General features: G+C 31.0%; 12 protein-coding genes and 1 riboswitch. Of the genes, 10 read left to right on the top strand and 2 right to left on the bottom strand.

Going from position 1 to position 13,709, the window contains the following annotated elements:
• The first annotated feature begins 25 nt into the window (after positions 1-25).
• The 9 genes from KPL55_RS05030 (at position 26) to KPL55_RS04990 (ending at position 11,301) form a co-directional block, all read left to right on the top strand.
• Entirely contained in the window at positions 26-2,458 is a 2,433-nt protein-coding gene (locus KPL55_RS05030; RefSeq protein WP_312887217.1) for a glycogen/starch/alpha-glucan phosphorylase, read from the top strand.
• A 150-nt stretch (positions 2,459-2,608) separates the two neighbouring features.
• Positions 2,609-2,710: riboswitch (purine riboswitch) on the top strand.
• A gap of 140 nt (positions 2,711-2,850) precedes the next feature.
• Positions 2,851-3,423 (top strand): xanthine phosphoribosyltransferase, encoded by a 573-nt coding sequence (locus KPL55_RS05025; RefSeq protein WP_216305619.1) that lies wholly within the window; start codon positions 2,851-2,853, stop codon positions 3,421-3,423.
• A 54-nt stretch (positions 3,424-3,477) separates the two neighbouring features.
• Complete coding sequence (locus KPL55_RS05020) at positions 3,478-4,584, top strand: BMP family ABC transporter substrate-binding protein (protein ID WP_216305618.1); 1,107 nt, start codon at positions 3,478-3,480, stop codon at positions 4,582-4,584.
• 119 nt (positions 4,585-4,703) lie between these two features.
• The gene (locus KPL55_RS05015) at positions 4,704-6,224 is read left to right on the top strand and encodes an ABC transporter ATP-binding protein (RefSeq protein WP_216305617.1); all 1,521 of its coding nucleotides are present in this window, start codon (positions 4,704-4,706) and stop codon (positions 6,222-6,224) included.
• Positions 6,225-7,319: an ABC transporter permease gene (locus tag KPL55_RS05010; RefSeq protein WP_216305616.1), complete on the top strand. Its 1,095-nt coding sequence runs from the start codon at positions 6,225-6,227 to the stop codon at positions 7,317-7,319.
• The gene (locus KPL55_RS05005) at positions 7,312-8,250 is read left to right on the top strand and encodes an ABC transporter permease (protein ID WP_216305615.1); all 939 of its coding nucleotides are present in this window, start codon (positions 7,312-7,314) and stop codon (positions 8,248-8,250) included. The genes KPL55_RS05010 and KPL55_RS05005 overlap by 8 nt, the downstream gene beginning before the upstream one ends.
• A gap of 222 nt (positions 8,251-8,472) precedes the next feature.
• Positions 8,473-9,462 carry a cobalt-precorrin 5A hydrolase gene (cbiG, locus tag KPL55_RS05000; RefSeq protein WP_216305614.1) on the top strand — a complete coding sequence of 330 codons (990 nt, stop codon included), beginning with the start codon at positions 8,473-8,475 and terminating at the stop codon, positions 9,460-9,462.
• Positions 9,463-9,618: 156 nt separating this feature from the next.
• Positions 9,619-10,791: a 30S ribosomal protein S1 gene (gene rpsA, locus KPL55_RS04995; protein ID WP_216305613.1), complete on the top strand. Its 1,173-nt coding sequence runs from the start codon at positions 9,619-9,621 to the stop codon at positions 10,789-10,791.
• Between the two features lie 78 nt (positions 10,792-10,869).
• Entirely contained in the window at positions 10,870-11,301 is a 432-nt protein-coding gene (locus KPL55_RS04990; protein ID WP_246599305.1) for an HNH endonuclease, read from the top strand.
• A gap of 42 nt (positions 11,302-11,343) precedes the next feature.
• Here KPL55_RS04990 and KPL55_RS04985 read toward each other — a convergent pair whose 3' ends face one another.
• Both KPL55_RS04985 and KPL55_RS04980 read right to left on the bottom strand, forming a co-directional pair.
• Positions 11,344-12,141 carry a metal ABC transporter permease gene (locus tag KPL55_RS04985; RefSeq protein ID WP_216305612.1) on the bottom strand — a complete coding sequence of 266 codons (798 nt, stop codon included), beginning with the start codon at positions 12,139-12,141 and terminating at the stop codon, positions 11,344-11,346.
• A 9-nt stretch (positions 12,142-12,150) separates the two neighbouring features.
• Positions 12,151-12,810 carry a metal ABC transporter ATP-binding protein gene (locus tag KPL55_RS04980; RefSeq protein WP_216305611.1) on the bottom strand — a complete coding sequence of 220 codons (660 nt, stop codon included), beginning with the start codon at positions 12,808-12,810 and terminating at the stop codon, positions 12,151-12,153.
• A 297-nt stretch (positions 12,811-13,107) separates the two neighbouring features.
• Here KPL55_RS04980 and KPL55_RS04975 point away from each other — a divergent pair, with 297 nt between their 5' ends.
• On the top strand, positions 13,108-13,368 hold the full coding sequence (locus KPL55_RS04975) for a DUF3892 domain-containing protein (protein WP_246599304.1): 261 nt from the start codon (positions 13,108-13,110) through the stop codon (positions 13,366-13,368).
• Positions 13,369-13,709: the final 341 nt, after the last annotated feature.

The following is a 13,709-nucleotide window of genomic DNA, read 5'->3' as shown; positions in this document are numbered from 1 at the left end:
CTAAAATTTTTAGGTGGTGAATGTTGTGGTAATAGACAAAGAAATGTTTAAAATGGATTATGTAGAAAAACTACAAACAATGTTTGCAGAAGATGCTATCGATGCGTCGCCTTTGCATCAATATTATGCTTTAGGTGCACTTGTAAAAGATTATTGCTCTAAACCATGGATTGAAAGTAACAATGAGTATGGGAAAAATAGAGGAAAGCAAGTATATTATTTTTCGATGGAATTTTTGGTAGGTAGGTTATTAAATAGTAATTTAGTTAATTTAGGCATAAAGGATGTTTGTGATAAAGCACTTAGTGAGTTAGGAATTAGTCTAATTGAGGTAGAGGATATAGAAGCAGATGCTGGTCTTGGGAATGGTGGACTTGGAAGATTAGCAGCATGTTTCTTAGATTCTATGGCATCAACTCAGGTTCCGGGTCATGGTTGTGGCATAAGGTATAAGTATGGATTATTTAAGCAGAAAATAGAAGGTGGTTATCAAGTAGAAGTACCTGATAATTGGTTGAAAAACGGTAATGCTTGGGAAATACGAAAAGAAAGTAAGTCTGTAGAAGTAAAATTTGCTGGGGATGTTCATTTAGAAGTGGTAGGTGGCGTAACAAAAGTTGTATATGAGAATTATCAAGTAGTACGTGCGGTTCCGTACGATACTCCAATAAAAGGATATCACAACAATACGGTAAACACATTAAGGCTTTGGAGTGCTGAAACTATGGAGGAAGATTTTGATTTTTCATCCTTTAGTCAAGGAAATTATGCAAAAGCAGGTGAAAATAAATATTCAGCTGAGGCAATTTCACAAATTTTATATCCAGATGATAGTTACGAAAAGGGGAAATTACTTAGGCTAAAGCAAGAATATTTTTTCGTAAGTGCTGGACTACAAAGCATATTAAGAAATTACAAAAAGAAAAAAATCACAATTAAAGAATTTCATAAACACATTGCAGTGCAAATAAATGATACTCACCCAGCAGTAGCTGTTGCTGAACTTATGAGACTTTTAATTGATGAGGAGAATTTATCTTGGGATGATGCATGGTACATTACAACTAAGACAATGGCATATACTAATCATACAATTATGGCGGAAGCACTAGAGAAATGGCCTGTAGATATGTTTAAAAGGTTACTTCCACGTATCTATATGATAGTCGAAGAGATAAATAGGCGTTTTTGCAATGAGGTTTACCATAGGTATAATGGTGATTGGAATAAAGTTAATAAAATGTCAATTATATATGATGGATATGTACGTATGGCATATCTTGCCATAGTAGGTGGGCATTCTGTTAATGGAGTTGCAAAACTTCATACAGAATTATTAAAACATCAAGAGCTTTCGGACTTTTATGAGTTCTTTCCAGAAAAATTTAATAATCAAACAAATGGTATAACCCATAGAAGGTGGTTATTAAATTCTAATGAAAAACTTGCAAAACTTATAACAGGAACTATAGGTAATGAGTGGATAAAATCACCGAATAAACTTGAGAAATTAATGGGTTTTGCAAAAGATTCTGCTTTTCAAGAGAAAATACAAAATATAAAAACAAATAATAAGATTAATTTTTCAAATTATGTATTAGCTAACTATGGTACTTCAATTGATCCGAGTTCTATATTTGATGTTCATGTAAAAAGAATGCATTCATATAAAAGACAAACTTTAAATGTGCTTCATATAATGCATCTATATAATCAACTACGGGAAAATCCAAATTTTGATATGGTTCCAAGAACATTTATATTTGGTGCGAAAGCTTCTCCAAGTTATTATATAGCAAAACAAGGTATTAAACTTATAAATACATTGGCAAATAAGATAAATAATGATCCTATAGCTCGGGACAAAATAAAGATATTATTCATGGAAAATTATGGGGTATCTCTTGCTGAAAAGATTATTCCTTGCGCTGATGTGAGTGAGCAGATATCTACTGCATCTAAGGAAGCATCTGGAACTGGTAATATGAAGTTTATGATGAATGGAGCTATTACAATAGCTACTTTAGACGGGGCAAATGTAGAAATATTTGATGCAGTTGGAAAAGAGAATATCATATTGTTCGGTCTTACAGCGCCGCAGGTAATAGAGTATTATAAAAATAAAAATTATAATTCTTATGATATATACAATAGTGATTTACGTGTAAATACCGTATTAAATCACTTAATAAATGGATTTCTAGAAACCCCTAATAATGAATTTATGGGTTTATATGATAGTTTGCTTTCTCATAATGATGAGTATTTTGTACTTAAAGATTTTGATGCTTATGTAAATGCTCATAGTGAAATTGATAGGTTATATAGACAAAAGTCTATCTGGCAACAGATGTCAATTATAAATATTGCGAAATCTGGTATATTTTCAAGTGATAACACTATAAAAAAATATGCAAAAGAGATATGGGAGACACCACCCGTTAACATTAAGTTATAATAAAACTAAAGTATAACTATATAAAATGCTGTAATAGATAATAACTGTTACAGCATTTTTTTAGTATTTTTAAAATACATGTTGATTTAACAAAACAATTGTTGTAATATTGTTATAAGAAATATAAACACGAACGATTAGTTAGAAAACAAAACTTAATATTCGCAAACTCATATAAGCTTAGGAATATGGACTAAGCGTTTCTACCAAGTAACCGTAAACTACTTGACTATGGGTGTTTTAATAAATGAAGTTAAATAGTTATTATATTAATTATTTTTACTTGTGTTTTTTTATTATAAACTCCCTTGTTAACGTAGTAATTCGTTATCAAGGGAGTTTTTGTTTAAAACGAATATGTTAGTCAACTTTATTTACAAAGGAGAAGGTTTATGGAAGTACTAAAGAATAAAATATTATCTCAAGGAACAGTAATAGGTGGTGAAATCCTAAAGGTTGATAGTTTCCTTAATCATCAAATTGATATAAAACTTTTGAATGAAGTTGGTTTAGAGTTTAAAAAAAGATTTGCAAATGATGAAATAACTAAAATATTAACAGTTGAAGCTTCTGGTATAGGAATAGCATGTATTGTGGCACAATACTTTAATAACATTCCTGTAGTCTTTGCTAAAAAACATGAAGCAACTACTTTGGATACATCTGTATATGAAGCAGAAGTCTTTTCCTTTACAAAAAATAAGAATTATAAAGTGAAAACCAGTAAAAAATATATAAAAAAAGAAGATAAAATTTTAATCATTGATGATTTTTTAGCAAATGGTAATGCAGCATTAGGTCTTATTAGTATTGCGCGTCAAGCGGGTGCGGGTGTTGTTGGAGTAGGAATTGTAATTGAAAAGGCATTCCAAAATGGAAGGGCATGTATAGAAAAGGAGGGAGTTAGAGTAGAGTCATTAGCAATAATAAAATCTTTAAAAGGTAATGAGGTAGAATTTAAATAATTGAAATTCACTATAACAAAATATTTGCGAGTTAAAATTAGAGGGGGATTTATTATGAAGAAGAAATTAGGAAGTTTAATAATGGCAGTTACATTAATCATGTCATTAGCACTTGTAGGATGTAGTGGTGATAAAAAAACTGAGACAAAAACTGGAACCGAAAAACCATTAACAGTAGGGTTTTTATATGTGGGACCAATTGGTGATGAGGGATATACATTCTCTCATGATGCTGGAAGACTAGCACTTGAAAAAGAGACAGGTGTAAAGACTATATTTAAAGAATCTGTAAAAGAAGATTTAGCAGAAGTTCAAAAAGCATGTGAGGAAATGATTAATCAAGGTGCAAATGTTATTGTAGGAACTAGCTTTGGATTCATGGACGGAATGGAAGCATCAGCATTAAAACATCTTGATGTTAAATATCTACATGCTTCTGGGTATAAAACTTCGGTAAACATGTCTAACTATTTTGGTCGTATATATCAAGCAAGATATCTATCAGGTATAGTTGCTGGAATGAAGACTAAAACTAGTACAATTGGATATGTAGCAGCATTCCCAATTCCTGAAGTAATAAGAGGAATAAATGCATTTACTTTAGGAGTGCAATCTGTAAAACCAGATGCAGTAGTAAAGGTAAGATGGACTAATACTTGGTATGACCCAACTAAAGAAAAAGAAGCTGGAAAAGCGCTTGTTGCAGATGGTGTAGATGTAATTGCTCAACACCAAGATACTGCAGGACCATTACAAGCAGCCGAAGAAGCTGGAATTTCAGCTATTGGGTATAACACAGATATGGCAGCAAAAGCACCAAAGGCATATATGACTGCACCAATTTGGAATTGGGGACCATATTATGTAGAGCAAATAAAAGCTATTAAAGCTGGTACTTGGAAATCAGGAAGTTATTGGGAAGGTTTAGAATCAGGAATAGTTAAACTCGCTCCACTTACAGCTAATGCACCAACTGGAGCAGCAGAAGCTGTGGATAAAGCAAAAGCCACTATTTTATCAGGTAAAAATAAGATATTTGTAGGACCTCTAACAGCTCAAGATGGAACTGTAAAAGTAGCAAAAGGTGTAGTAATGTCAGATAAAGAATTATTATCTTTTGATTGGTTTGTTAAAGGCGTAGAAGGTAAAATAGCAAAATAATATATTATTAATATAAAAAGATTAAAATATAGTAAGTATGAGATATCATACTTACTATATTTGTTAGTTTTTGTACTTAGATTAAATGGTTTAAATAAAATGGAGAGGAGGGCTCAAATATGGATAGAACACCTTATGTATCTATAGAGAATATTAGTAAGACCTTCGGAAAAGTAGTAGCAAATAATAACATGAATTTAACTATATATGGTGGAGAAATTCATGCACTTTTAGGCGAAAATGGAGCAGGTAAAAGTACACTTATGAATATGTTATCAGGAGTATATATGCCGGATGGTGGATCTATTTTTATTCATGGGAAAAACATGAAATTTACTTCTCCGAAAGATGCTATTAAAGCAGGTATAGGAATGATCTATCAACATTTTAAATTAGTTGAGGAAATGACTGCTAAGCAAAACATATTACTTGGTCAAAATAGAGGGATATTTTTTAACAATAAGTTGGAAATTAAAAAAATTAATGATATATGTGAAAAATTTCATATTGATGTGGATGTAAATAAGTATGTTTGCGATATGGCAGTAGGAGAGAGGCAAAATCTTGAAATACTAAAGGTACTGTATAGGGGTGCTGATATTTTAGTGTTAGATGAGCCTACTACAGTTTTTACGCAAAGTGAGACACAAAAATTATTTAAGATAATGAAAAAGATGAAAGAAGAAGGTTGTGCAATTATATTTATAAGTCATAAAATGAATGAAGTAATGGAGATTTGTGATAAAATAACTGTTTTAAGAAAAGGTGAAGCAGTAGAAACATTAGAAAAAGAAAAAACAACACCAAAACAATTAACAGAGCTTATGATGGGACGAAAAGCAGATTTATCTATAAATAATGTAGAAAAAGAGCCTGGAGAGGTTTTACTTGAAATATCAGGACTTAAGGTGTTAAATGCAGAGAACGCAGAGGTAATTAAAGACATAAGTTTCAGTTTAAGAAGCGGAGAAATACTTGGTATTGCTGGAATTGCTGGTAGTGGTCAAAAAGAGTTATGTGAAGCTATTGCAGGAATTCAAACCGTGGCAAGTGGTGAGATAATTCTTGAAGGGGACAACTTAGTTGGTAAATCTCCTAGAGATATTATTAATAAAGGTATAAGTATGAGTTTTATACCAGAAGATAGATTGGGTATGGGTTTAGTTGCGTCTATGGATATGGTGGATAATCTTTTACTTAATGATTACCACACACAAAAGGGAATATTTATAGATAGGAAACCAGTAGTAACAAAGGCAAAAGAAATGGTTTCGAGGTTTGAAATTAAAACTCCAGATATATATCATCCTATAAAGTATTTATCAGGTGGCAATATTCAAAAAATATTAGTGGGAAGAGAATTAAGCATGCGACCTAAGATACTTATTATGGCATATGCAGTAAGAGGGCTAGATATTAATACATGTTATACAATCTACGACTTAATAAGTAAAGAAAAGGAAAAAGGAACGGCAATATTATATATTGGAGAAGAGTTGGATGTATTAATTCAATTATGTGATAGAATTATGGTGCTTTGTGACGGAACGGTTACTGGAATTGTTGATGCAAATGATGATTCGAGAGAAAAGATTGGTATGATGATGGTGGGAAATACAGTAGAGAGGGAGGATATATAAATGATTCAGATTGTTAAAAAAGCTGATATTAGCAAATTAGATAATTTTAAGATTAGAAGTATATCAATTCTCCTATCTTTAGTGGTACTGGCGATGTTTTTGCTAGTAATTAAACTTAACCCAATAGATATATATGCAACAATTATAAAGGGGAGTTTTGGATCAAGTTATAGTATTACGCAAACGATTCTTAGGGCAATACCACTGATTATAACTTCACTTGGTATATCAATAGCTTTCAAGATGCAATTTTGGAATATTGGTGGAGAAGGCCAGATAGTAATGGGAGCATTTGCTGCTACATATTTCGCATTGAAATATCCGGATATGGATAAATTACCATTGTTATTAATAATGTTTTGCGCAGGGGTTGTAGGTGGTGGCTTATGGGCGTTAATAGCTGCAGTACTTAAAGGTCAATGGAATACTAATGAAACTATTGTTACATTAATGTTAAACTACATTGCACTAAAATTCATAACATATCTACAATATGGACCTTGGAAGGATAAAGAAGCAATGGGTTTTCCTAAAATACCTAATTTTTCTCCAAATGCGACACTCCCAGATGTTTTTGGTGTGCATATTGGATGGATAATTGCAATTATTCTTGTTATTATAGTGTATATTTTTATGAAATACACTAAGAAGGGTTATGAAATTTCAGTGCTTGGAGAAAGTGAAAAAACGGCCATATATGCAGGTATTAATATTAAAAAAACAATGTATATTGCAATATTCTTAAGTGGTGCATTATGTGGGATTGCGGGAGTTATTCAAGCATCAGCTGTAAGTAGAACACTAACTGTAGACGTCGCGGGTGGAGCAGGATTTACAGCTATAATTATAGCATGGTTATCAGCACTGTCTGCACCTATTATAGTAGTAGTATCTATACTTTTTGCCGCTCTTTTAGAAGGAGCGTCATTCATACAAACAGTGTTTGGAATACCACAAGCAGTTGCACAATTAATACAGGCAATTATACTGTTTTTTGTATTAGGTAGTGAATTCTTCACTAAATATAAAATTAATTTTAAATCTGAAAGCACACGATCCAAAAATATACAAAAGGAGGGAAATAGAAATGGATAGTATAACAACATTTTTAGCCGCTGCAGTTGTAGCTGGAACTCCTCTACTTTTTGCAACCCTAGGTGAATTATTAACTGAAAAAGTAGGTAACCTTAATTTAGGTGTAGAAGGTATGATGCTTATGGGAGCTGTAATTGGATTTATGGCTGGACTAAGTACTGGCAATCCTATTATAGCAATGATAGCTGCAGCACTAGCAGGAGCTTTTGGAGCGTTAATTTATTCGTTTTTAACTGTATCCCTTCGGGCGAATCAAGTTGTATGTGGACTTACATTAACTATATTTGGAACGGGATTTTCAAGTATGTTAGGTAAAAAGCTGATAGGTAAAGTTACTCCAGATAATATTAAAGTATTTTTTGTTCCTAAAAGAATTCCCATACTTTCGGATATTCCTTTTATAGGAGATGTATTTTTTAATCATGATGTATTTGTATATTTGGGATATATAGTTACCATACTTCTATTTGTATATTTATATAAAACTGCTAAGGGGTTAAACACCATGGCAGTTGGAGAAAATCCTGCAGCTGCCGATGCAGCTAGCATAAATGTTGCATTATATAAATATGTTAATACATTAATAGGTGGAGCTCTCTGCGGTCTTGGAGGAGCATATCTGTCTCTTGTTTACGTACCAGCATGGCAGGAAAATGTAACAGCGGGAAAAGGATGGATAGCAGTTGCCTTAGTAATTTTTGCAACATGGAGGCCTCAGAGAGCGCTTATAGGAGCATATCTTTTTGGAGGACTTGATATATTGGGATTTAGACTTCAGGGTATACCTAATTTTGCAGTATCTCAATACATTATCGATTTGTTACCATATGTAGCTACAATAGTTATTTTGGTGATAGTTTCCATGAGAAAGTCTAGTAAAAATTCACCACCAGCTGGACTATCCAATCCTTATTTTAGGGAAGAAAGATAACAGTTATATGGCGATATTTTAAAATGCACAGCAATAGTTTTTATTGCTGTGCATTTTTTCTTGTTATGGGGGGAGTTAGGGTGGAGGGTAAGTTGAGTTGGGGACGGTTAATAACTTTATGATTATGTTTCAATTAGTTGTTAACCGTCCCCAATTATTTTGCCCGATCATTTTATTTTTGTGTATAATGATAGTATGATATAAAATGGGAATGGTGACAAAATGAAATATGCAGTTATTACATTTACGCATGATGGAGATAAAATAGCTCGAATTCTAGCATTAACTCTTAATATTGATTTATTTTCGAAGAAGAGTGATAGTGATTTTAATTTTAAGGAAGTTAGTAAAAAGGTTATGGAAAACTATAAAGGTATAATTTTTATAGGATCTACAGGCATAGCAGTGAGAGCTATAGCGCCATACATAAAAAGTAAGGATATTGATCCAGCTGTATTAGTTATAGATAATTCTTGTAATTATGTTATAAGTCTTTTAAGTGGTCACTTGGGTGGTGCAAATGAACTTACACTAGAAGTTAGCAATATTCTGGGGGCGCAACCCATAATAACTACAGCTACTGATAATTTAGGGATATGTGCTCCAGATTTAATAGCTAAAAACAATAATCTTATTATTGATGATTTAAAAAAAGCAAAACAAATATCATCGCTTTTAATAGAAGGGAAAAAAATTGGGTTTATTGATGATAAAGGAATAATCCAAGTTCCTAATGGATATACTAGTAATTTAAATGATATATGCGGAATATTGTATATTTCCAATAGAGCAGTAATTAATATGGGTTTAGAGATTAGATTAAAACCTATGCTTAAATTGATAAGAAGAAATATAGTGCTTGGGATAGGATGTAGGAAAAATTTTTCATCTAAGGAAATGCAGCAAACAGTGTTAAACATGCTTATAGAATCTAATATTGATAGTAGGGCTATAAAATCAATAACAACAGTTGATGTTAAAAAAGATGAATTCGCAATAAGAGAATTAGTAGACTATTTAAAATGTAACCTTGATATATTTACTATAAATGATATAAGGACGATTCAACATAAATTTTGTGGTAGTGATTTTGTAGAGAAAACTATTGGAGTTCGTGCCGTTTGTGAGCCATGTGTAGAACTTAGTGGAGCGAAAATTATAAAAAATAAGATGAAATTGAATGGTATGACCTTATGTATAGGGGAAGTATGATATAATAGAGTAGATGTTTTAAAGAAAAGATATAGAATTAGGTGAATTTTAAAAATAAGAAGGATTTCAATGAATATTTATAGAATATATTATAGTAGACTATAAATAATCTAAAAATAGTTTTAGAAAAGTATTTAATAAGAGGAGTGTATTTATATGACAACAGAAAATAATGAAGAAGTTACAATGAAAGATATAATTAATGAGGAAACTATGGTACATATTAACAGTGGAGACGTTGTAAGTGGAACTGTTCTTTCTGTAAATGAAAATGAAGTTCTTGTCAACATAGGATATATGACAGATGGAGTTATACCAAAAGAAGAAGTATCAAATGAAAAAGAAGTAGTTCTTTCAGATATTGTTAAGATTGGTGATGAAATTTCTGTATTAATAATGAAAATTAACAATGGAGAAGGAAATGTGCTTTTATCTAAAAAGAGAGCAGATGGTCTTAAAATTTGGGATGAATTCCAAGAGATTTTAGATGGAGATAAAACTTTAGAAGTAACAGTTAGTGATATCGTGAAAGGTGGAGCTACTGCTTATATTGAGGGAGTTAGAGCGTTTATACCAGCATCACAAATATCTGATGCATATGTAGAAAACTTAGAAGACTTTAAGGGTAAAACATTAGTAGTTAAAATAATAGAGCTTGATAAAGAAAATAAAAATATAGTTCTATCTAGAAGAGTAATTGAAAAAGCTGAAAATGAAGTTAAAAGAGATTCACTTTGGAACCAACTTAAAAAAGGTGAAAAAAGAAAAGGCGTTGTAACTAGACTAGCTAAATTTGGTGCATTTGTAGATTTAGGTGGCATCGATGGTCTTATTCACGTTTCTCAATTATCATGGAAGAGGGTTCAAGAACCATCTGAAGTAGTTTCAGTTGGTGATGAAGTAGAAGTTGATGTTTTAGATTTCGATAAGGAAAAGGGAAGAATATCTCTTGGACTTAAAGGAGCAGAAGGTAATCCTTGGAATAGCATAACAAGTAACTACAAGGTTGGTTCAGTAGTTGAAGGAACTGTTGTTAAATTAATGGATTTCGGTGCTTTTGTTCAACTTGAATCAGGAATAGAAGGACTAGTTCATTTATCTGAAATATCAGAAGAACGTATAGCTAAGGTTTCTGATGTATTAAAAGTTGGAGAAGTTGTAAAAGTTAAAATTGGTGAAATAAATGAAAAAGATAGAAGAATAAGCTTAAGCATTAAAGAAGCAGCAAGAGGAAATGAAGATTTTTCTGACTATAAGCAAGAAGAACAAGGTGGAATAACTTTAGCAGATTTATTAGGAGATAAACTTAAGAATTTTAAATTTGAATAGAAATTAAAAATTAGTAAACTTATGAGGCAAAACAACTATTAGTTGTTTTGCCTTATATTAATATAAGGGGGTATAGTATTGTTAAAGTGTGAAGTCTGTGGAAAACCAGCGGATAAACATCACATAGTTTATAAAAGCCAAGGTGGCATTGAATTTCAACTTAACTTTAGATATCTTTGTTCTTGTCATCATAGAGGAGATACTGGGCCTCATAAAAATAGAAAATTAGATTTAGAATATAAACTTAACATGCAGAGTCAACTTGAGAAAATTTTAATAAAAGAATTTTACCTTATTGAAGAATTAGAGGCGTTACTTAATATAAATAAGGGTGTTATTAAAAGGATTTTAAAAAAATATAAACTATATGATAATGGTTATAAAAAATCTGACATTATTTTCAGGCTTATGGGACTTAAAAAATATGATGAGCAATCATTTTTAGGAAATGAAGATTTAAAAGAAAAGTCTAATACGTTTGATTCTAATATAAAAAGTAAAAAGCTATAGGAGGCGTAAAAAATATCCCCTATAGCTTTTGTTTTTTTATAATTAAACTTTAGATAATATTTTTTTAATTCCAATTACAATGACTAAGACAAAGACGGAAGTCAATGCTATGGTTCCTCCTGGTGCACAGTTTATATAGTAAGATATAACAAGACCTAAAATTATATCAATAAAGCCGAACATTATGGAGTAAATTAAAGTATGCTTGAAACCCTTATTTAGCTGAAGTGATGTTGCTACAGGTAATGCTATCATTGATGACATTACAAGTATTCCAAGTATTCTTAGGGATACTGAAATAGTAGCGCCTACTAGAAGAGCAAAAACATAATTTATTACTTTGACTTTTACACCAGAAACCTTAGCACCTTCTTCATCGAAGGTAATATATAATAATTGGTTATATAGTGAAAATAGAGTTACTATAGAAATAATACTAAGCACAAGCATTATGTATAAATCTGCTTTGGTAACAGTTAGGATGCTGCCAAACAGATAAGAATTAACATTGGCACCTGCTTTGCCTGTACTTACTAATGTTATTCCAATACCAACACTAAAGGTAAGTAAAATAGCTAAAATCAATTCCGCATATTTTTTATAATAATCTCGTAAAAATTCAATGGATAAGCCACATAGGGCTGTAAAAACAAAAGCGCAAATTATAGGATTATATCCGAGAATTAAGCCGATAGCAACTCCTGCGAAGGAGGCATGTGACATAGTATCACCCATCATGGAATATCTTTTTAATACAAGGAAAACGCCGACAATTGGGAATAAAATAGAAATTAAGACCGATGCAATTAAAGCATTTTGCATAAAACCATATTCAAACATAAAGTGATGTTACCCCCTTTCTTCTATTAATTTATTTTTGTAATCATCTATAGTATAAAGTATTCCACCACAATTACTCATTTCAAAAATATCAGTTGAATTCTCAAGGGCCGCTTTTAAGTTATGTTCTATAGAAACAACTGTAATACCTAGGTTGTTATTTAATCCCTTAATAATTCCATATATATCTTCCATGCTTTGAATGTCTATACCAGTGGAGGGTTCATCTAAAATAAGTAGCTCAGGGTTTCCGATTAAACTTCTAGCAATGAATATTTTTTGCTGCTGTCCTCCAGAAAGGTTTCCGATAAGAGTGCTACAATGATCTTCCATACCTACAGCCTGTAGACTTTTTATAATAAGAGTTTTATCTTTAAGCTTTAATACTCTTCTGTGGCAATTTAACATTTCATAAACTGTTATAGGAAACTGTGCATTAAAATTCTCTACCTTTTGTGCAACGTATGCTATTCTTGTTGTATATATATTAATTTCACCGTTATTTGGTTTTAATAAATTTAATATTAATTTAATTAAAGTACTTTTGGCACTACCATTTTCACCTAAAATTGAAACATAGCTTCCTTTTTCGATCTTAAGGTTAACATTATCTAGTATGTAGGGTTTTGAATTCGTATATGTAAAACATAAATTTTTTATGTCAATCATGTAAAGCCTCCTCAAAAATTTCCTGATTAACTACTATTAATTAATTATTAAAAAGCACAACAATAAGTGCAACAAATAATAGTAGCAACAAGTATTATACACCCAAATGCGAATAACTTGCAAGAATCTCTTCATATTATTGACAAAAAATCATATAAATATCTCTCATAAAATTTATAAAATTGGTAAAACTGTATATGATGATACTTTATTTTATAGCATATTTAATATTGCTTAAGTATCTTTCAATAAAAATGCATATTTTATATGTGTTTAATGAAGAAAGGTAGTGTTATTATGAATAAGAACGAAGGCTCAGCCCATATTATTAGTAGAGTAGCAAAAGACAATCAAGGAGAAATTACAGCATATGAACTTGAAACTGGAGAAATAGTTTCTAAAGAACAAGCTGTATTGCTTGTGAAACAAGGGAGTATAGGTGGGGTTTCTGTCTCAACTTCAAAAAAGGGTGAAGAATTTTTAAGAAGTCTACCTGATCAAAATAAAGCTAATAATTTAGATAGTTTGCCAGTAATAGATGATAATGATATATATTAATAAAAAATATTAATAATTACACAACATTTAAAAGCAAGGACATTCATTTGTTCTTGTTTTTCTTTAGGTTTGATTAAATTGGTAGGTTGATAATTCTGGGAGGGACGGTTAACAACAAATAAACAATGTTGATTGAAATTAAAAGTGGGACGGTTAACAACTAAGTGTCATTTGCTTAATATTATTGTGGGTTTCCTTGAAAAAATATTTCCTTTGGAATATTATGAAGGTATGATTAAATATAAATGAAATTAAAAATAGACTTATAAGAATTCTTATTGCATAATATACTTTTTCACTATGTGAAAATTATGATAAGATTATAATGGCAGGAGGATTAA

The organism is Clostridium lacusfryxellense, assembly GCF_018861735.1.
GTDB classification, from domain to species: Bacteria; Bacillota; Clostridia; order Clostridiales; family Clostridiaceae; genus Clostridium_AD; species Clostridium_AD lacusfryxellense.
Note: the sequence above shows the minus strand (reverse complement) of the source record. Positions and strands in the feature narration are given on the sequence as shown.

Excerpts from the sequence above, each read along its gene's own strand:
- KPL55_RS05025 (WP_216305619.1), top strand. The coding sequence starts at position 2,851 with ATGGAAGTACTAAAGAATAAAATATTATCTCAAGGAACAGTAATAGGT.
- KPL55_RS05020 (WP_216305618.1), top strand. The coding sequence starts at position 3,478 with ATGAAGAAGAAATTAGGAAGTTTAATAATGGCAGTTACATTAATCATG.
- KPL55_RS05015 (WP_216305617.1), top strand. The coding sequence starts at position 4,704 with ATGGATAGAACACCTTATGTATCTATAGAGAATATTAGTAAGACCTTC.
- KPL55_RS05010 (WP_216305616.1), top strand. The coding sequence starts at position 6,225 with ATGATTCAGATTGTTAAAAAAGCTGATATTAGCAAATTAGATAATTTT.
- KPL55_RS05005 (WP_216305615.1), top strand. The coding sequence starts at position 7,312 with ATGGATAGTATAACAACATTTTTAGCCGCTGCAGTTGTAGCTGGAACT.
- cbiG (WP_216305614.1), top strand. The coding sequence starts at position 8,473 with ATGAAATATGCAGTTATTACATTTACGCATGATGGAGATAAAATAGCT.
- rpsA (WP_216305613.1), top strand. The coding sequence starts at position 9,619 with ATGACAACAGAAAATAATGAAGAAGTTACAATGAAAGATATAATTAAT.
- KPL55_RS04985 (WP_216305612.1), bottom strand. The coding sequence starts at position 12,141 with ATGTTTGAATATGGTTTTATGCAAAATGCTTTAATTGCATCGGTCTTA.
- KPL55_RS04980 (WP_216305611.1), bottom strand. The coding sequence starts at position 12,810 with ATGATTGACATAAAAAATTTATGTTTTACATATACGAATTCAAAACCC.
- KPL55_RS04975 (WP_246599304.1), top strand. The coding sequence starts at position 13,108 with ATGAATAAGAACGAAGGCTCAGCCCATATTATTAGTAGAGTAGCAAAA.